Annotated in this window: 20 protein-coding genes; 7 read left to right on the forward strand and 13 right to left on the reverse strand. The window is 55.0% G+C overall.

Translation table 11 applies throughout. The annotated features are described in order from the left end of the window. Positions 1–4: 4 nt before the first annotated feature. From AACQ43_RS14895 to AACQ43_RS14950, 12 genes are all read right to left on the reverse strand, one after another. Complete coding sequence (locus AACQ43_RS14895; RefSeq protein WP_168967743.1) at positions 5–2,521, reverse strand: S8 family peptidase; 2,517 nt, start codon at positions 2,519–2,521, stop codon at positions 5–7. Positions 2,522–2,528: 7 nt separating this feature from the next. Beyond that, on the reverse strand, positions 2,529–3,512 hold the full coding sequence (locus tag AACQ43_RS14900; protein WP_168967744.1) for an AAA family ATPase: 984 nt from the start codon (positions 3,510–3,512) through the stop codon (positions 2,529–2,531). Positions 3,513–3,792: 280 nt separating this feature from the next. Then, positions 3,793–4,281: a hypothetical protein gene (locus AACQ43_RS14905; RefSeq protein WP_168967745.1), complete on the reverse strand. Its 489-nt coding sequence runs from the start codon at positions 4,279–4,281 to the stop codon at positions 3,793–3,795. Continuing rightward, positions 4,278–6,611, reverse strand: a complete 2,334-nt coding sequence (locus AACQ43_RS14910) for a replication endonuclease (RefSeq protein WP_211162568.1) — start codon at positions 6,609–6,611, stop codon at positions 4,278–4,280. Before AACQ43_RS14910 ends, AACQ43_RS14905 begins: the two co-directional genes overlap by 4 nt. A 250-nt stretch (positions 6,612–6,861) precedes the next feature. Then, on the reverse strand, positions 6,862–7,176 hold the full coding sequence (locus AACQ43_RS14915; protein WP_168967747.1) for a hypothetical protein: 315 nt from the start codon (positions 7,174–7,176) through the stop codon (positions 6,862–6,864). After that, positions 7,173–7,382, reverse strand: coding sequence for a hypothetical protein (locus tag AACQ43_RS14920; RefSeq protein WP_168967748.1), 210 nt, complete (start codon positions 7,380–7,382; stop codon positions 7,173–7,175). The genes AACQ43_RS14915 and AACQ43_RS14920 overlap by 4 nt, the downstream gene beginning before the upstream one ends. Continuing rightward, on the reverse strand, positions 7,379–7,570 hold the full coding sequence (locus tag AACQ43_RS14925; RefSeq protein WP_168967749.1) for a hypothetical protein: 192 nt from the start codon (positions 7,568–7,570) through the stop codon (positions 7,379–7,381). The genes AACQ43_RS14920 and AACQ43_RS14925 overlap by 4 nt, the downstream gene beginning before the upstream one ends. Next, entirely contained in the window at positions 7,567–7,740 is a 174-nt protein-coding gene (locus tag AACQ43_RS14930; protein ID WP_211162569.1) for a hypothetical protein, read from the reverse strand. Before AACQ43_RS14930 ends, AACQ43_RS14925 begins: the two co-directional genes overlap by 4 nt. 2 nt (positions 7,741–7,742) lie before the next feature. Next, positions 7,743–7,919, reverse strand: coding sequence for a hypothetical protein (locus tag AACQ43_RS14935; RefSeq protein WP_157737146.1), 177 nt, complete (start codon positions 7,917–7,919; stop codon positions 7,743–7,745). Between the two features lie 66 nt (positions 7,920–7,985). Next, a complete protein-coding gene (locus tag AACQ43_RS14940; protein ID WP_168967751.1) occupies positions 7,986–8,444 on the reverse strand; it encodes a hypothetical protein in 459 nt (152 codons plus the stop codon). Between the two features lie 10 nt (positions 8,445–8,454). Continuing rightward, a complete protein-coding gene (locus tag AACQ43_RS14945; RefSeq protein WP_168967752.1) occupies positions 8,455–8,964 on the reverse strand; it encodes a phage regulatory CII family protein in 510 nt (169 codons plus the stop codon). A 29-nt stretch (positions 8,965–8,993) separates the two neighbouring features. Continuing rightward, positions 8,994–9,209: a hypothetical protein gene (locus tag AACQ43_RS14950; RefSeq protein WP_102949136.1), complete on the reverse strand. Its 216-nt coding sequence runs from the start codon at positions 9,207–9,209 to the stop codon at positions 8,994–8,996. A gap of 140 nt (positions 9,210–9,349) precedes the next feature. Between AACQ43_RS14950 and AACQ43_RS14955 the strand changes: the two genes are divergently transcribed. The 6 genes from AACQ43_RS14955 (at position 9,350) to AACQ43_RS14980 (ending at position 16,056) form a co-directional block, all read left to right on the forward strand. After that, the gene (locus AACQ43_RS14955; RefSeq protein WP_168967854.1) at positions 9,350–10,066 is read left to right on the forward strand and encodes a S24 family peptidase; all 717 of its coding nucleotides are present in this window, start codon (positions 9,350–9,352) and stop codon (positions 10,064–10,066) included. Positions 10,067–10,075: 9 nt separating this feature from the next. Continuing rightward, entirely contained in the window at positions 10,076–10,918 is an 843-nt protein-coding gene (locus AACQ43_RS14960; RefSeq protein WP_168967753.1) for a hypothetical protein, read from the forward strand. Further along, entirely contained in the window at positions 10,908–11,960 is a 1,053-nt protein-coding gene (locus AACQ43_RS14965; RefSeq protein WP_168967754.1) for a site-specific integrase, read from the forward strand. The genes AACQ43_RS14960 and AACQ43_RS14965 overlap by 11 nt, the downstream gene beginning before the upstream one ends. Positions 11,961–12,542: 582 nt before the next feature. Continuing rightward, a complete protein-coding gene (amt, locus tag AACQ43_RS14970; protein WP_017411231.1) occupies positions 12,543–13,979 on the forward strand; it encodes an ammonium transporter in 1,437 nt (478 codons plus the stop codon). 336 nt (positions 13,980–14,315) lie between these two features. After that, positions 14,316–15,668, forward strand: a complete 1,353-nt coding sequence (rlmD, locus tag AACQ43_RS14975) for a 23S rRNA (uracil(1939)-C(5))-methyltransferase RlmD (protein WP_168967755.1) — start codon at positions 14,316–14,318, stop codon at positions 15,666–15,668. A gap of 205 nt (positions 15,669–15,873) precedes the next feature. After that, positions 15,874–16,056, forward strand: coding sequence for a DUF5363 family protein (locus tag AACQ43_RS14980; RefSeq protein WP_168967756.1), 183 nt, complete (start codon positions 15,874–15,876; stop codon positions 16,054–16,056). On the opposite strand, the gene tppF is transcribed toward AACQ43_RS14980, so the two are convergent. Then, a complete protein-coding gene (gene tppF / locus AACQ43_RS14985) occupies positions 16,025–16,639 on the reverse strand; it encodes a type II secretion system protein (RefSeq protein WP_248281009.1) in 615 nt (204 codons plus the stop codon). The two genes, AACQ43_RS14980 and tppF, sit on opposite strands and share 32 nt — an antisense overlap. Before the next feature lie 40 nt (positions 16,640–16,679). Here tppF and AACQ43_RS14990 point away from each other — a divergent pair, with 40 nt between their 5' ends. Continuing rightward, positions 16,680–17,468, forward strand: coding sequence for a TatD family hydrolase (locus AACQ43_RS14990; protein ID WP_168967757.1), 789 nt, complete (start codon positions 16,680–16,682; stop codon positions 17,466–17,468). Positions 17,469–17,480 lie beyond the last annotated feature (12 nt).

A 17,480-nucleotide genomic window follows, 5' to 3' on the forward strand; every position in this document is an offset into this window, starting at 1 on the left:
TTCATTAAATAAGATTTTCAATTTCCGTGTCAGCTACGTTTTTAGCTGCTATTTCTGTAAGTATATCTGTATATAGATCGACTTCAGTCTCATCTGTTTCTATTGAAACAATGAGTGAATACCTTGCTTTTTTATTGTATTTTTCTAATTTAGTTCTAGTTCTCCACCAACCCATTGATGGATAAACAACTAGACTTCCTCTCTCCGCAAGTTCTGCGGCAGTTCCACTCCAAATGTCCTTATGTATGGAACCTTTATTCCTGAATGTTCCTAGCAGCCAATTTGGATCGCTTGATGTTATCTGTATGCCACCCTCTTCATCTCGAGCATCCTTGCTGATTCTAGCAATAAATTGTTCATCAGATTCAGTTGGTCGTTTTACCTCAAATCTCAGTTGATGGCTTGGGTATCGATATTTCCCAGAAATATTTCGGCTTGATGGATTTGGCTCAATAAAGTAAGACAATGTAACGGTCATTTTTACTTCAGTATGGCCGAGAGCTAACAATGCATCTTTTGGCCATGGTAATTCATGGATATGCATGTCTTTAGTGGAAGGATTTTTCCCACGTTTTTTTTCAAATGGTTGTAGCTCGTCCTCAATAATCATAGCCAGAGAATTATTCATGCTCCATAGAGCCTTGTTTATATCTGGGACTCCGTACCCAACAACTCTAACTATTTTTTTAGCTCTCTGCCTTTCAGTATTCCCAAAGTATTGGAATTGTCGAATCATTTCTGGTGTCCACTCTGCAGAGTGCACAATTAGAGCTCTTACGGTTTCTGGCCATAGATTTGGATAGTGAGAATATATCTCTGCAGAGAATTTAGATGCTAGAGCTGTTGCGGCACTTGTAGCTTCAAAAGTTGAAAAGAGTCGTTGATTTATTGAATGGTGAGTTGTAAGTAGTTTGAGGCTATCAAGGCCTGCACAGCTATATGCATCGATGCCAACATTCCCTCCTTCAAAAACAACCTCTGGTTTTATAGGCATAGAGGTGTCCCATGTGACAGATGTTGTGCTATATGGGCTTAGCCCTCCGTTTGGCGCAAGTGCTGTATAACCCTCGGCACCATCATCCGTTATGTTTGTTTTGTTTGTATATGCACCAACTGTTATGGCGTTCCATGACTGGCCAGGATCATGAATATCTTGAAGCTCATTATAGGTCGGGTAGTTTCGGAGTGCAGTTAAGTCATCACCAGTATTTCCAGCGCAAACATTTATGAGCCTAGGTTGAGCATTTTCTCCAAGGTAATCACATGTCAGCATGTCTAAAGTGGCAGACCAAGAAGATGGTTTTCCTCTGTCTTTCGACTCTGGTGATGATAATGCTAATGCAAAGACTCTGTTTTTGTAAAAGTTGTTTATCTCAGGTAGTGCAATTCCATCGGCAGTGATGTTTCCTAGATGCTTTCCTTCATTATCTCCTGATCGTCTAAGGATTTTTACAGATTCGAGTCGATGACTTATTATCACTGGATCATTGCCATCCATCCTGAGCGATAAATCGCCCCATGCGGCCAGCCCTGCCATACCAGTTCCATGTCCACTGCTATCCGTAGGTCCCCAATCAGAGTTGATAGTGTATTGATCTCTTTCAGCACATATCTGGGATATTAAGGGATGGCCTATATTTACACCTGTGTCTAAGATGCAGATAGAGGGAGATTCAGCATTATTTGTGACAGCTACGCGCTGGCGAAAATCTTCTACCCATGCATTTTGCTCAATAAAATCAAGGTTTTCAAAAAATTCAGCAGTTTCTTTTGCCTTCCTGATTTCAGAGATGAGCGATAAAAATAATGGTGATGAGGCTAATTTTCGTATTGTTGCCTTGACTAACAATACGCTTCTTTCTGGGAATTCCAAAACATTGTCGGCAACGTATATTTCTAGCGAAGATGCAATCTTTCTTATATCACTAATAACCGCTTCTCGATTACTTAATACTGGTAGCCAAACTTCAAACCACAATTCAGAGTCAATGTTTTCAGGGTACAGCTCTTTACTATCCGACCATAAACTTTCTAGAGTGGCAAATCTAATCGATTGGATAGCATCAATCAGCTTTTGATTGTCTAGCGGACTTCCATTTCTATTTTTTTTATAAGAGAGATAGTCTTCTATTTTCTTTTCTAATACACGAAGTTTATTTTGTGGTATTAGAATCGTGGCTTCTGTTACCCCTTCATCCTGCTTTACGTTAAGAAGCTCTATTTTTTGTTTAGCATCAGCGAGGCTCTCGAATGCTAATTTTACATCAGGGAAACTCTCGAATGTAACTTGTATACCAATTTTTGACTCAAGCTCTAAGTCTAACTCTTCCGTATATTTAGTCATATCAAGCTGCACTCGGTATGCATTTAATAATTGCTCCCGAAGTGCATTTCCATGAACGGACCTATTCCTCGCTGGAACAGAATATGAGTTAATAACGGCGTTGGGATAAGTATACTTGTACGGCTTTCCATTTTCCCCAATAATAATATGCGGGTTTTTCTTCTTGTTGTTATCCATGCTCTAATCAAATCTCCAAAATATGCTTTCTCATCTCTAGCCTATCCTTTATAGCAGAATCAAGAATAGGCATGGTGATTTTATCATGGCCGTGAATTAGCATGTCCTTTACTGCTTCATCTGCGGCTCTAGTTATTTCTGCACTGCTTAATCCAGAAGATTTTTCTGGTAGTTTTTTCCATTGGAAATTTCTTGTGACAAATGGTGTTAACCTCTTTTTGAAAAGAGTAATTATTTCATCTTCGCCTGGCAGTTCATATCTTATTACATCATCAAATCGTCTAAAGAGAGCGTTGTCTAAAATTTCAATATGGTTTGTTGCACAAACAATAATACTGTTTGATTCATCTTGTTCAATCATTTGAAGAAAGCTATTTAATATACGCCTGGCTTCCCCCACATCATTGGTCATTGTTCTTTGAGAACCGAGAGCGTCGAATTCGTCAAAGAAATAAACACCTCGCACAGTATTTATTGCATCAAATACCTGTCTTAATTTTGCTGACGACTCTCCCATGTACTTTGTAATCAATGCATCTAGACGAACTTGAAATAGAGGATAGTCTAGCTCGCCTGCTAATATGGATGCAGTAAATGTTTTCCCTGTTCCTGGTGGCCCAACCAGTAAAACTCTGCGCCTGGGAGAAAGGCCATGATTTTTTAGCTTAGTCATGAATCTCTGTTCTCTAACTAAGCGCTCCAGTTTTAGCTTTATCTCGTCATTTGCAATTAGGTCGGCGAGTTTAAACTTAGGGTTGGAAACAGATAAAAGCCCTGCGCTATCCTGAATTCCTTTAGCAATAGAGATAGTTGAAGAGTTATTTTTTTTCTTTTTTGCAAGATCTACAATATCTCTTAGCTCTTGTGCTAAGCGACCATGCCCACTTCTAGCCTCGTGAGCAGCCACCTGTAATGCAATAGATAAAAATCTATCCTCATCCTTATCTAGATGCGATTGCAATAGTGCTTTTATTTGCTCAGAACTAGCCATGAAACTGTACTCTAAGTTAAGTTTTACCTTGCCCGAAGCAAAGTGATTTCCATTGCATATTTTGGCACAAAACTCAACACTTTACTATGTTTGTTTTTTCTACTGTCTGAGTTTTGCCAAGCTGTAATTTTTCTTGATGTAATTTACTGCGAGCTTACTGTGTGCAAGCCGTGTTTGCATAATGTTGGTAGTGCTTGAAGCGCTGATTCAAGGTGAATAAATCGATTTCTATGAAGGTTTCATGAATGATGAGAATTGTAATGATTCTCTGTGATTCGGTTTATATCGTTTTATTGTTATACCTTAGGTCCAACACAATTTGATGTAGTTCTGGTTTGTACTGACTGTTGCGTTGATCGGCAGCCCCCGGATTGGCGCGATCGGTTGGGCTACCCGGTGCGATAAAGAGGGTGCGGCCGGTGACGGCGCACCGGATGGTGCCGTTCTGATCGATGGCCACGGGGGTGAGCCCTTCCACGATATGGCGGCGGCCAACAGTGCGGCCATCTGCTGTCAGCATCGGCACGGATGGCCGTACTGTTGCCTGATACGGGTTCGGCACCTCTTGGGCGATGGCCGGCAGGGCAAGCGATGTTGGGCGAGGATGGCGCCGGCGCAGAATGGCGCACGCCACGGCCTGCTGCTTGCCCTTTAGCATCCCCACCCACTGGCTGATCTCGTTGGCTGGCCAGCGCTGCTGAAGAATGCAGGTCACCCGATTATTCAGGCGGCGGTACTCTTCGCGGCTGACTGTTTGTTTGTTGTTCATACCCACTCCTCGCTGTAGTCGTTCTGCTCTTGCAGCCACTCCGGGGTATCTAGCTTCTCCAGCTCGGCCCACATGTGTGACTGATAGGGCTCCGGCAGCATCTCGATCCAGCGGAATGCCCCGGCATGGCCCTGTGCCTGGTAAACCTTGCCGCACAGATCAACCAGCATCGGCCAGTCCTGATCGCCTTCCGGCAGCGCGTATTCATCCGGCTGCTCCTGTTCGGCTGGCCGTTTGCCCTTTGGCTGCCAATCCGGCTCGCTCGGGATCGCCTGGCTCGACTGCACCTGGCCGTTCTCCAGCCAGAAGGTGAAGCCGTCCGCGCTGACGCTGGCGCCTTCCCGTAAACGCCCAATAGAGAAGGGAGATAAAGCCCATTGCTCTGCCATCAACTGATCCGCGTAGGCCGTTGGATCCGGCTGCGTACAGTTATTGTCAGAGCTCCAAGGTGCCGGGCTGTCGCCCGTCTTAACCCCAACCCCCCAAGCCGAACCCCTGGCGGCCTTGGTGGCCTCATAGGTGCCTGCTGGCACTACTTCCCAACCAGTAAGGCGAGTGCGCACCCCCATACGCGCGGTGTGCAGCCCCATCAGGCGCTTGATGTCTTCTCCGTAGCAGTTGGCCTGCTCCTCGATGAGGTGGGCCAGCTTGATGGGGTGTTCGGCACGGGTAGCCATCGCGCCGCCCATGGCTTGTAGATAGCAGCGAAAGATGCCGTTATCGGCGGCATAGCGGGCTGCCTCAAAGCGGGGGTCTTGCAGAACTGGCTTAGGTGGCCCCACCAGATCGCCATTCTTCTTGGCGTTGCTGATGCGGCGCAGCTCGCGCCAGACCCCGACCGGTGCACCGCCGATCTGCTGAAAGGTGCGGACCCCCCACCAACTTGCCCACGCGCAAGCATGCTGGGCGCCCACGTCTGCCGTGGTACCCGACTCGTCATCGCCATCCACGTGTTCGCCGTCGATGTTCTTGGCGATATAGGCGGCGATATAACCGGTAGCATCCCCCTTATCGGGGTCAACTATTTTCCAGTCAAAGCGGGGGGTGATGTCGGTAAAGGCGGCAGCCTCTGCCGTGGTACGTTCCAGCTCGGTTTTGTCATCGTGCAGGGCGTAATACTGCAGGGTGCTGATCACCTTGTTGCGATCGCTTGGGCGCATAAAAAGAAGCATGTGCCAGTGCGGGGTGCCATCGTGGTGCGGCTCGCACACCCGAAAGCCGTAGACAGGTAAGTCATTGCGCTTGAGTGAAGCGCGGGTCAGGCTCCATAACTTGGCTAGATAGGCGCAGGTTTCACGTGGGGTCGTGCCCTGGTATTTGTCATTTTCGATGGTCTTGCCATTACGGCCTGTCTTCCAGGCATGGAAGCGGCTTGGCGCCGTCCAGGTGAAAAACACCCCCACGTGGCCCTGTTCCTCGGCGTAGTCCTCAAATCCGCGCATCCTTGTCATCATCTCTTTGCGGCGGTTGACCGGGTTGGATATGCTGGCCTCCCAGCAATCCTTCATCGAGATCACCAGATCGTGCTGGCCGTTCATGACTTCCGACTCAGCCAACCAGCGCATCATGGCCCGCTTGCGCTCGCGCACCACCTTCATGGTGGCGTTCGAGACGTAGGCAGAGACGCCCTTGCGCACCTTGCCCAGCAGAATGGCGATGTGCTCTTGCAGTCGGTCCCAGCAGCGGTTGACGCGTTTCTCCCACCACTTGGCAGAGAGTAGGCGCACCATGACACTCAGGATCCAGTTATCCCGTGCCTCTCTGGTTTTGAACTCCGGCATCTTGCCGACGAACCCCCACTGGTCAGCGGGCTGCTTGATGGATTCCCATGTCTCCATCAGATCCAGTTCACCGGCGGTGGCGTTCTGCTCGATATTTTTCCAGATGGCGGCAGTTTGGTTGGCGAACTGGTGGGCGACCCGCTTGCGGCCGTCATCATCACGCAGGTGGTGGGCATCGACCGGCAGCGCCATTACCAGAGAGCGCACCCACTTCACCCGCTCCCGCAGCCAGATATTTGCGCTACGGCAGTTGCGGGCGGTGCCATCTTTGCGGCGGCGCACGTACTGCTTGAACAGCACTTGGGTGAACTGCATGGAGAGGCCATCGAGCAACTGCACCGCCCAGACCAGATCGGATTCACCAGGGGCGCCCACAAAGGCGGCTTCCAGTTTGGTCCCCGGCATAGCGTTGGCGAGCGCATCAATGCGCGACCGCAGGGCCTTTTTAGACAGCTGCAGCTGGTTGCGCTTTGGCGTTGGCAGACGGTGGATGGCAAAACCAAGATGGCCAGCCTCGGCGGCTGGCCCCTTGTTGTTCTTGTTGGTCATTGGTAGTGGTTACCCGACAGCTCTTTGATGTTGTTCCGGCAGGAAGCCAGCGTATGACGGGCATGCCTCGCCATCTTTCTGGCTGCGACACACTGGCGCAGGGTCAGGGATACCGTGCAGCGTGGCCGAGGTGATAGCTGGCGCATTGCCAGAAGGTCTCGCTGGTAGCCACGCAAACGGGCCTCATCACCCATCAGTGTGTTGAACCATCTATCCACGCGAGTTTGCAGGTCAGAGATCAGGCGGTGGCTCATCTGATGGTCTCCCCCAGTCCGTGGAGTGGTTCGCTCTCTGCCCACCACTCGGCAATCTCTTTGGCCAGCGCAACCTCGTTGCTGCCCAGCGCAAGCCAGTACACGGCGCGGATGGCGCCAAGTGCCAACAGCTCTTGAGCGATATTGCGGTTTCGGCGGGCATCGCTGCCCGAGGTGTTGAATTCTTCCTGGGCGACTTCCCAGTGCTTGGTCAGTTGAGTTACTGGCGCCGGCGGCTGCATATGGGCTGGGCCAGATTCGGCTCCTCCCAGCTCGTCGATCGGCGGCTCCAGTTCAAACAGATCTGTCATGCCTCATCCCCCATCACTGAGTCGTCATCGAGCAGATCGGCAGGGCGGCTGGTCACGACCAGCTGCACCTGGATGTATTCATCCCCGGAATACAGCTCGCCTAGGGCGATCCGGTTTTCCTGCTCGCCGGTGGCCAGCAGTTCGGTCAGCAGCGGCAGCACTGCCTGCTCGGCTCGCTTGGCGATATGGATTGCATCGAAGCTCATGCGCTGGCCCTCCCGTTCATTGAGCGGAACACCTTGATCCAGCGCAGCTGCTGGCGGGCCTGCTCGCGTAGATTGCGGCCCTCTGGGCCGCGCTTGGTGTTGTATGTATTTGCCTTGATGCGATGCGGCAGCTCTGCCAAATCGGCCAAAGCCGCCTGCGGGGTGATGGGGTGAAACAGCTTTTTCATGCCACCCCCTCGATGATGCGGATCGCGCCAGAGGTCATGCGCTCCATACGGGCGTACCCGTTCTGGCCGCGCAGCCAGGTGGTGCCGCAGTTGATGTAACCCTGTTGCACCAGATAGGCGCTGGCGTCTTTGATGGTCGGAACGGTGCGGCGAGTGATAGCTGCAGCCATGATCAGATCCCCCCTCGGCTGTTGACGCATGACCAGACCGCACGCCAGGCCATGGCGGCCGGGCGTTCTACTGCATGGATCAGGTCAGGGCTTGAGTTGTAGCGTTGACCCAGGCGGGCCAGCTTGCGGTTTTGCAGGCGCAGGTTGCGCACTGTGTCGAGAATGGCTAAAGTTGGCACTCGACCTCCTAGTCGATAACTGATTGATGAAAGCCCGCTGGTGTTGGCGCACCGATAGCGGGTTTTTTATTGCCCGATTGCTCGTGGGCCGCTTTGTGTCATCTGGTTGGCGGCCATGACGGCGCGCTTCATGCGCAGCTTTGCGGCGCGTTCCTTCTTCTCTCTCTCGATATCCCCGATCGGTCTGGTCACTGGCGCTGGGTGCCACACCTTGCTGTCACAGCCACCGCGAAACTCCCCCTGGTACTCCAGCGCGATCACCGCCATCCTGACCGCCTCGCGTTGGGCATGGGGCAGGGCTGACAAGGTGGCTGTCATCAGCTCGCCACGTGGCTGGCGGGCAATAGTGCAGATGGCCGCTTTCTTGGCCTGGCTCATAGCCAGCCAGTCGGTGTCCAAACTGGAACGGGTCTTACCGAATAACTCACGTAGCATCAGGCAGCCGGCGGTATTCATGGCCACCTGCTCCATCGGAGTCAGGCCCGCAAGGTTGCGTTCTTCGTGGTTGATGGTTGTCTGTTGCATGGGTTGCCCCTTACATGGTCATGGTTTGCATCAGGAGGTCTGATGCGCAGGCGACAGTCGGCACAGCTTGAAAGCGGGCCTCGATGTCGTGGATAAGCAGTGCCAACGACCCCATTGCAGAGGTGGCCACACTGACGATGGTGTTGCGTTCGGTGCGCGACACACGTCCCTGCTCGGCCAGCTCCAGCGCCCGCTGGCCAATGCTGGCCACCTTGGCATTGAGGTCGATCGCTTGATGGGGGAGGGATGGCGCCCGTTCTGCTGATGGAATGGCGATGGCGGTCAGCCCGCATTCCAGCAGCATGCCGTCGAACAGGGTCTCGTCCCCTTCGGTGGCGTGGTACAGCGCTATGAGGTCAGTGACCTTGAGCTGGTGCTCTTGCTCCGGGTTTAGCTTGTTCCTTAAATCTTGAGCATCCATACCAGCAGCAGCGGCCACTTTGCTGATCGTGTATCTCTCGCGAAATCTGCTACATGCAGATTCAAAATGCGGATGTTTGCAGTCGTCACCGATAAACATGGTTCTCGCTCCATTGAGTGCCATAGTAATCAGGAGGTTGCAGGGAGGTAGGCGGCTGCGGCGGCTTTGTGGTACAGCGCGACCATGTTGATCAGGACGCGGTGCTTCGGGCCTGGTTTCGGCATGATCTGCAGTTCACCGCTTGAAATCATCTTCTTGACGGTACCAACAGGGATGCCGGTATCGGCGCTATAGCGCTCTATGGTTTTGACCGGCGAGTCGATCTTGAGTGCAAATTCTGACATGATTGAACCTCTTGATTGAGCGTCAATACGGGGCAATGTGATTCGATATGTTTTGGTCTAACTCAGCGGTTTGATTCTCAACCTATCGGTTTGCGCTGTCAAGATTCTATAGATGGTTTATTTGATCTGAGGGTTTAATGATGGCTGTCGTTTCCAACCAAAACGTTGTCTATGACCACGATGGGTTTGTTGAAAGGCTTGCTGGAGTTATCGGTGCTGAGCCAGTTAGGGCCTTTGCCCGGCGTGCAGACATGAGCGATACAGGTTTGAAACGATATCTATACGATGGAACCATTCCACCAATAGATAGAGCTATGCGTTTGGCAGAGGCTGGAAATGTCGATCTGGTCTGGTTGCTCTTTGGAATTGGTGACCCGACGCCAGTAAAACGAACCTCTTTTCCAAGTGATGCGGTTGCTGAACACCGTGTGACATATCAATCCGATGAGTTCACGACTATTCCGGCCTACCAGGTCGAAGCCAGTGCGGGGCATGGATCACAGATCACGGATGAGCCGCTGGCCGAGCCGATGGCGTTCCGTACCGACTGGCTGCGCCGTGAAGGGTTCGACCCGGCCAAGATGGCTGTCATTCGAGCCAAAGGCGACAGCATGGAGCCGACCATCAATGACGGCGATGTGATCCTGGTGCGTTTGAAAAATGGTGAAGCCCCACGTGATGGCCTTTATGTGCTGCGCCTCGATGGCGGTCTGTTCGTCAAACGCCTGCAGTTCGACCTGGGCGGGGTGCGCATTATTTCCGACAACCCGCTGTATAAATCCCGTGACCTGAGCAAGACCGAGCTGGCCGAGCTGGATCTGGTTGGTCGGGTGGTCTGGGCTGGCAAGAAGTTTTAAGGAGTTCGCATGCTTTCTGTGTTGGCTATCTGGACAGCCCTTTTATGCTTGTTGTTGACGGTGGCCAGTTTGTTTAAACCGGCTTTGTTTGGACAGAAGCGCCGGCTGAATGCGCTCTTTATCGGGCTCTATGCATTCCTCGGTTTTGCTCTGCTCAGCATGGTGCCGGATGGAAAAATCGAGCTGTCTGGCGGATTGGTGCTGCTGGCCGTGTTGGCTGCCGTACATGGAATCCTGCTGTTTTTCAGTCATGCCCTGTCTGTACTCAAGATGAGCAAAGAGGAACGGGCTCAGAGGGCTGCATCAGTTCGACTTGGTAAAGCCGGATCAGGTGTGTTGGTGCTGTTTGTAATAGCGCTCGCTGGCGCATGGCTGTTCCGCTCAGCTCGGTTTGATGCCCCCATGCCGCCTGCTGATAGCGAACTGGTGCAGGGCAAGCCTCAGCCAGCCAAGGCGCTGCGGGCACTCACCCTAGCCGAACAGTGCCGACTACAACATGACATCTACCAGCAGATGAATCAGACCACTGATGGGGTGATTGCGCGCTTTGGTGGTCTGCTTGATGGTCAGCAGGTTGACTACCACCAGATCGCCAAGTATCGGGTGAGCACTGTCAATCCGGCGATATCTGCGGCTCGTCATTCGATGAGCGGCCTTCGAACCAGCCACCTGGATGATGATGTCGTTATACGGCAGGCAGTTGAGCAGGTGCAGCGTACCGAGGCGTTTGTTGGTCAGCTCTATACCTTTGCCAGAAATGGGGAACCCAGTGCGCTACAGTCTGCGCGCGACCAACTAGCACAAGCTGTTGAATCCCATAAGCAAGCCCGAACGGTGTGTGATGACAGTTAAAAAAATTGAGGGACAAGCCAAGCCATGGCGGGCAGATGTTCGCCCTGATGGGGTAAACGGTCCCCGCCTACGCAAGAGTTTCATGACGAAAGGTGAGGCTCTGGCGTGGGAACGGCACCAGATGCTGAACAAGCCGTGGTTGAAAGAGGAGGAACCCGAGCCAGAGCAGAACGGCCAGCGGCTGCTCGATTTGGTTCACCTCTGGTTTGGCCGCCACGGGCAGACCTTGGCTGATGGCGACCGGCGCCGCGATAAGCTGGTTTGGCTGTGCGAAGCGCTGGATAACCCGCTGGCCAGCGAGTTCACCTCCGAACACTTCTCTGCCTACCGGGAGCGGCGTCTGGCCGGTGAGCTCTATGTACCAGGGCAGCGAAAGCAGGTCACCCCCACCACCATCAACCGCGAACAGCTGTATCTGCAAGCAGTGTTCAACGAGCTGGCCCGCCTCGGGGTTTGGCACGGCGGTAATCCGCTTTCTGACCTGCGCCAGTACAAGGTGCAAGAATCCGAGCTGGCCTATCTATCCCAGGATGAGATCGAGCAACTGCTTGATGCCTGCAAGGAGCAGCGGGATCTGTGGCTGGTCGTCATGCTTTGCCTTTCGACCGGTGCCCGCTGGTCTGAGATTGAGAAGGTCAGCCGATCACAGATCGGCATGGGGCGGATCACTTTCACAAAGACCAAGGGCAAGCGGAACCGGACTGTCCCTGTCGCCCCCTGGTTGCTAGCCATGCTGCCCAAGCGTACTGGCCGCCTGTTCGATGATTGCTATGCCGAGTTCGAAAAGGCCATCAGGCGAGCGGGTATCAAGCTGCCGGCTGGCCAGAGCACCCACGTTCTGCGCCATACCTTTGCCAGCCACTTCATGATGAACGGTGGAAATATCCTAGTGTTGCAGCGAATCCTCGGCCACACCGATATCAAAATGACCATGAGATACAGCCATTTTGCACCAGATCACCTAGAGGATGCGGTACGGCTAAACCCCATCACCGCCCTGAAAAGTGTCCATAAACAGTCCATCGAGCCGCCCCATATTTAGCTATATGTGGTCATATTGAGATTTTTGACCTTTTATAAATCAGTAACTTATTGATTCTAAAGGGCCTCTGACGGTTTCAAAATCCGCCGGTGAATAACCGTGTCGGTTCGAGTCCGACCCCGGGCACCATCAAATTCCAAAATAAAAGGCCATCAGCAATGATGGCCTTTTGTTTTTCCGCTTTCTCCTTTCTCATCGCTCTTCCGTTTTCTGGCTGATATCGACAAGCCGGCTTGCTCGTCTATGCCCCGCATGACCTCCCTCTGCGCTATTTCGGTGCGGCAATATGTGTGTGCACAGCGGAAGTGCGCACTTGCTCAAGTTAGCGCGTCCCGTGCGCCAATCTGGTGCATCACTTCGCTGTAGTAATCATAATTCATTGATTTAAAGCTATTTATGAAGTTGGCCTGCTTTGTGCTTTGAAGCTCTTATGTCGCCATGATGCCGCTCATCCGAGGAATGATGGGCGGGGCGGTCACCAGTGTGTAGCGAATGTGGATGTGCGTGAATCGTCGGTTTCGATGTTCATATCAGGAAATGAACCCGGCCGGGAGCCGGGACGACAGGGAAGGAGATGGCTGTATGCTCAAGAGACTCGTGATGACTGGCCTGTTGGCGCTTGCCGCCTTGCTGGCCGCCCCCAGTTGGGCTGAAGAGGTGGTGGCCGCCTCGGCCGAGGTCGTGCAGGCTGCGGCACCGGCAGTCGTGACCATCAACAAGGGGGACAATACCTGGATGCTGCTGTCGGCAGCCCTGGTGATCCTGATGTCCATTCCGGGCCTGGCCCTGTTTTATGGCGGCCTGGTGCGCAGCAAGAACATGCTGAGCGTGCTGATGCAGGTATTCACCCTGTTCTCGCTCATTTGTGTGCTGTGGGTGATCTACGGCTATTCGCTGGCTTTTACCGAGGGCAACAGCGTTTATGGCTCCTTCAGCAAGGCGCTGCTCAAGGGAGTCACCCCTGACTCCATCGCCGCCACCTTCAGCAAGGGAGTCGGGATCAGCGAGTTCATCTATGTGGTGTTCCAGGGCGCCTTTGCCGCCATCACCTGTGGTCTGATCGTGGGGGCCTTCGCCGAGCGCATCAAGTTTGCTGCCGTGCTGCTGTTCTCGGTGATCTGGTTCACCTTCGCCTATATCCCGCTGGCCCACATGGTGTGGTACTGGGCGGGTCCGGATGCCTATACCACGGCCGATGCCGCGGCAGCAGCCACCGCGACCGCCGGTTATCTGTTCCAGCACGGTGCGCTGGACTTTGCGGGTGGCACAGTGGTGCACATCAACGCGGCGGTGGCCGGTCTGGTCGGTGCCTATCTGGTGGGCAAACGCCTGGGCTATGGCCGTGACCCCATGACTCCGCACAGCCTCACCATGACCATGATCGGGGCCTCCTTGCTCTGGTTCGGCTGGTTCGGTTTCAACGCCGGCTCTGCACTGGAAGCCAACGGCACGGCGGCATTGGCCTTCATCAATACCTGGGTTGCTCCGGCGGCGGCGGCCCTCTCCTGGACCTTGGCCGAGTGGGTGATGAAGGGTCGTCCCTCCCTGCTGGGTGCGGCTTCCGGCGCTGTCTCCGGGCTGGTGGTGATCACTCCGGCGGCCGGCTTCGTCGGAGTGGGCGGCGGTCTGGTGATGGGCCTCATCAGCGGTGTTGCCGGGCTGTGGGGGGTCCACGGTCTCAAGCGGCTGCTGGGCGCCGATGACAGCCTGGACGTGTTCGGCGTGCACGGGGTGTGCGGCATCCTGGGGGCGCTGCTGACCGGCGTCTTCGCCAGTCCGGATCTGGGCGGTACCGGGGTGTGGGACTACGTCACCAACCAGGTGGCTGAGGGCTACTCCATCCTGGCGCAGGTAAAAATTCAGGCCATCGGGGTCGGCGTGACCATCCTCTGGTCCGGCATCATCTCGGTGGTGGCTTACAAGCTGGTGGATCTGCTGATCGGCCTGCGAGTGAAAGAAGACGCGGAGCGGGAGGGGCTTGACGTCACCACCCACGGTGAGAAGGCCTACAGCCTGTAATCCGCCATTTGTTAGTCATCAGCAATATTGCCGCCGGCCATGCCGGCGGCTTTTTTATGTCCGCCCACCAGGCCAAGCATCCTGTTTGATGTCTGGGCCGTCGGGGATGATGGCCCGTCCGTGGTCACCATGCCCCTGACAAGAACAACCTCAAGATCGTGTGGGGGATTCCGGCTTTTTCGACAGATAACGCCAGGCGGGGTAATGTCCTCGGTCTTGTTGCTGTTTTATGCCTGCAATTTGGCCGGATCTCCGCTAAACTCTGCCACCTTTTCTTGATGGGGCTGGCCGGGCCGGTTCCATCACCCCTCTTTATATGTACTTTTGGAGCCGCTCATGCCGTTAGTGGGACATCAACACCAGATCGAGATCCTGGAACTGACCGACAAAGGAGATGGCAAAGGACGCCTGTTCGATCGCCCTCTGTTTGTCGAAGGTTTGCTGCCCGGTGAGCAGGCGCTGGTGGAGCTGACCGAGGTCAAGCCCAACTATCTGCACGGCAAGGTGACCGAGCTGCTCCAGCCCTCCGCCGATCGGGTCGCCGACTTCTGCCCCAATACCGAATGCGGTGGCTGCCAGGTGCGTCCGCTGGCCTATCCGGCCCAGCTCAAGCTCAAACAGGCGCTTGTGGAGAGTGCGCTGGAACAGGCCGGACTGGGTGATACCACCGTCAGGACGATCCTCGGCATGGACAGCCCGTTTGCCTATCGCAACAAGGCCCAATATGCGGTGCGCCGTTGCGACGCCGGCGCCGAGATCGGCTTTTATCGCAAACATTCCCACGATCTCATCACCGCCGATGACTGCGCGGTGCAGGACTCGCTGCACGTGGAGCTGAACACCCGGGTACGCAGCTGGATGCGCGAGCACAACATCGCCGCCTATGACGAAGTGAACCACACCGGCTGTGTGCGCAACCTGATGACCCGCAAGGGCTTCAAGAGCGGCGAGCTGATGGTGGTGCTGGTGACCCTGGGCGAGGAGCTGCCGTTTGAAGCCGAGCTGCTGACCGCTCTGAGTGATCTGCCGGTTACCACCTTGGTGCAGAACATCAACGAAGAACGCACCAACCGTATCCTGGGCGCCGCCAACCGGGTGCTGCTGGGCGAAGGGGTGATCCGCGACAAGATCCACGAGCTTGAGTTCGAGATCTCGCCACTCTCCTTCTTCCAGAACAACCCGAGCCAGACCGATGTGCTCTACTCCAGCGCCCTCGAGTATGCCGAACTGACCGGCAACGAGACGGTATTCGACATTTATTGCGGTATCGGCACCATCTCCCTGTTCCTGGCGGGCAAGGCTGCCAAGGTAGTGGGGATCGAGTCGGTGGAGAGTGCCATCAGCGATGCCCGTCGCAACGCCGCCCTCAACGGCATCGAGCACACCGAATTCCACGTCGGCAAGGCCGAGCAGCTGATGCCCGAGCTGCACGCGCAGGGTGTGACCGCTGACGTGGTGGTGATGGACCCGCCGCGCAAGGGCTGTGACAAGGCCGTGCTGCAGACGCTGGTCGCCATGGCGCCGCGCCGGCTGGTCTATGTCTCCTGCAACCCGCAGACTTTGGCCCGTGATCTCGCCTGGCTGGTCAAGCAGGGCTTCGTGCTGGATGAGGTGCAGCCGGTTGACATGTTCCCGCACTCCATGCACGTGGAAGCGGTTGCCCGGCTGAGTTTGCCGGCCAAGGCCTGATCGCCGATGGACATGCTCCCTCGTGCCAGCCGTCTGAGCCTGCCCACCCAGGCGTGAATTGAATTAGCCAGATGGCTCTGATAAAAACGACTCCAAATGGAGTCGTTTTTTTATACCTGTCATTCCGGTATCGAGTCGTGGCATTAGCGGATTCGGAGCAGATAGGCAGAAACGGCAAGGGTGTGACAGAGACGAGGAACAGACCATGAAAGGCATCTTGTTACGCTGGCTGGCTCGCTACGATGGCTGGTGCGAGGAGTGGGGACTCACACCGGAGAACCGGCGCTGCTGTGTGCCGGTGCGCCGCGAGCAGGATGACGCGGCGCAGGCGGAGCAGCAGGACGAGTCGGAATCGCTCACTGGAAATTGCGGGTCACGGCACCAGTGACGCTGTTGTAGTCGAAGGAGAGGCCAGCCGGATAGGCAGGAAAGCGGCCAATGGAGTCGCGCAGGGTATAGCGGCAGTTGTCGTGGCGCAGATTGCCTTCTAGCTGGTCATCGGCCGTCATGAGCCGTGAGACATAGTCGCTGGTCGAGGTTGCATCTCGCTCGTCGGCTACCGTCTGGTCGGTATTGAGCAGACCGTCGAACAGGCTTTCGCAGTCGTCCGGGCTACTGACGGATATCTGGTCGCTCTCACCACCAGGGAAGGGGGTGTCCGGCGCTTGGCCCCCCTGATCCTCCTTGGTGCCCACCGGCCAGCCGCGGCTGTTGATATCGAGCTCCTGTTTTCCCATGCCGCTGAAGTTGTAGAGCGCTAGCGGCTCTCCCTTTACCTTGACCGCCCAGCCGGCATGGGCCAGCTGCACCGCGCTGGCGAAGCTGGTGGCGGTGGTGGCCACTGTACTCTTGAGCGCATCATCCTTGAGATTGATGAAACGGGGCAGGGCGGTGACGGCCAGGATCCCCAGCACTATGATGACCAGCACCAGTTCTATCAGGGTAAAGCCGTGGCTTGTGCGTTTCATCATGATATGGACCCATTAATTACGACAAACAGGTGAGAGCGACATGCAACTGATCGACACCCATTGCCATCTCGATTTTCCGGTCTTCGATCCCGATCGGGCGGCGCTGCTGGCCGAGTGCCGCCAGCTGGGGGTGAGCGAGTATATCATCCCCGCTGTGGGAGAGGAAAACTGGGGCCGGGTGATGGCGCTGGCGGCAGAGCACGACGGTATTTCCTATGCCCTGGGTGTGCACCCTTGGTATGTGGGGGGGCAAACTCCGGCGGTATTGACCCGGTTGCGGCGACTGCTGGCCGAGCTTCCACACGGGCTGGTGGCGGTGGGGGAGTGCGGGCTGGACCTGCGCTCCCATGTGCCGCAGGAGGGGCAACTCGAGATGTTCGAGGCCCAGATCGCGCTGGCCATGGAGCATGAGCTGCCCCTTATTGTCCATTCGGTACGCGCCAACGACACGGTGGCCAATATCCTCAGGCGCCTGCGTCCGGCCAGAGGGGGCGTCATCCACGCCTTCAGTGGTTCTCTGCAGCAGGCAGAGGCGTTCTGGCAACTGGGATTCCGGCTCGGTATCGGCGGGGTCATCAGCTTCGAGCGGGCCAACAAGACCCGGGAGGCGGTGCGCGACATGCCGCTGGAATCCTTGCTGCTGGAAACAGACGCCCCCGACATGCCACTGCAGGGTCAGCAGGGGATGCCCAACACCCCCGCCAACCTGCCGAAGATTGCGCAACTGCTGGCCGATTTGCGGCAACAACCGCTGGCCCATGTTGCCTCGGTGTTACGTGAATCCACTTTGCACGCTTTCCCACTGGGTAAGTCACAAATTAACAGCTGATTAACTATTGAT

This window comes from Aeromonas sp. DNRA1, assembly GCF_963888745.1.
GTDB classification, from domain to species: domain Bacteria; phylum Pseudomonadota; class Gammaproteobacteria; order Enterobacterales; family Aeromonadaceae; genus Aeromonas; species Aeromonas hydrophila.

Coding starts and splice junctions, on each gene's coding strand:
- AACQ43_RS14895 (WP_168967743.1), bottom strand. CDS start 2,521: ATGGATAACAACAAGAAGAAAAACCCGCATATTATTATTGGGGAAAAT.
- AACQ43_RS14900 (WP_168967744.1), bottom strand. CDS start 3,512: ATGGCTAGTTCTGAGCAAATAAAAGCACTATTGCAATCGCATCTAGAT.
- AACQ43_RS14905 (WP_168967745.1), bottom strand. CDS start 4,281: ATGAACAACAAACAAACAGTCAGCCGCGAAGAGTACCGCCGCCTGAAT.
- AACQ43_RS14910 (WP_211162568.1), bottom strand. CDS start 6,611: ATGACCAACAAGAACAACAAGGGGCCAGCCGCCGAGGCTGGCCATCTT.
- AACQ43_RS14915 (WP_168967747.1), bottom strand. CDS start 7,176: ATGACAGATCTGTTTGAACTGGAGCCGCCGATCGACGAGCTGGGAGGA.
- AACQ43_RS14920 (WP_168967748.1), bottom strand. CDS start 7,382: ATGAGCTTCGATGCAATCCATATCGCCAAGCGAGCCGAGCAGGCAGTG.
- AACQ43_RS14925 (WP_168967749.1), bottom strand. CDS start 7,570: ATGAAAAAGCTGTTTCACCCCATCACCCCGCAGGCGGCTTTGGCCGAT.
- AACQ43_RS14930 (WP_211162569.1), bottom strand. CDS start 7,740: ATGGCTGCAGCTATCACTCGCCGCACCGTTCCGACCATCAAAGACGCC.
- AACQ43_RS14940 (WP_168967751.1), bottom strand. CDS start 8,444: ATGCAACAGACAACCATCAACCACGAAGAACGCAACCTTGCGGGCCTG.
- AACQ43_RS14945 (WP_168967752.1), bottom strand. CDS start 8,964: ATGTTTATCGGTGACGACTGCAAACATCCGCATTTTGAATCTGCATGT.
- AACQ43_RS14950 (WP_102949136.1), bottom strand. CDS start 9,209: ATGTCAGAATTTGCACTCAAGATCGACTCGCCGGTCAAAACCATAGAG.
- AACQ43_RS14955 (WP_168967854.1), top strand. CDS start 9,350: ATGGCTGTCGTTTCCAACCAAAACGTTGTCTATGACCACGATGGGTTT.
- AACQ43_RS14960 (WP_168967753.1), top strand. CDS start 10,076: ATGCTTTCTGTGTTGGCTATCTGGACAGCCCTTTTATGCTTGTTGTTG.
- AACQ43_RS14965 (WP_168967754.1), top strand. CDS start 10,908: ATGACAGTTAAAAAAATTGAGGGACAAGCCAAGCCATGGCGGGCAGAT.
- amt (WP_017411231.1), top strand. CDS start 12,543: ATGCTCAAGAGACTCGTGATGACTGGCCTGTTGGCGCTTGCCGCCTTG.
- rlmD (WP_168967755.1), top strand. CDS start 14,316: ATGCCGTTAGTGGGACATCAACACCAGATCGAGATCCTGGAACTGACC.
- AACQ43_RS14980 (WP_168967756.1), top strand. CDS start 15,874: ATGAAAGGCATCTTGTTACGCTGGCTGGCTCGCTACGATGGCTGGTGC.
- tppF (WP_248281009.1), bottom strand. CDS start 16,639: ATGATGAAACGCACAAGCCACGGCTTTACCCTGATAGAACTGGTGCTG.
- AACQ43_RS14990 (WP_168967757.1), top strand. CDS start 16,680: ATGCAACTGATCGACACCCATTGCCATCTCGATTTTCCGGTCTTCGAT.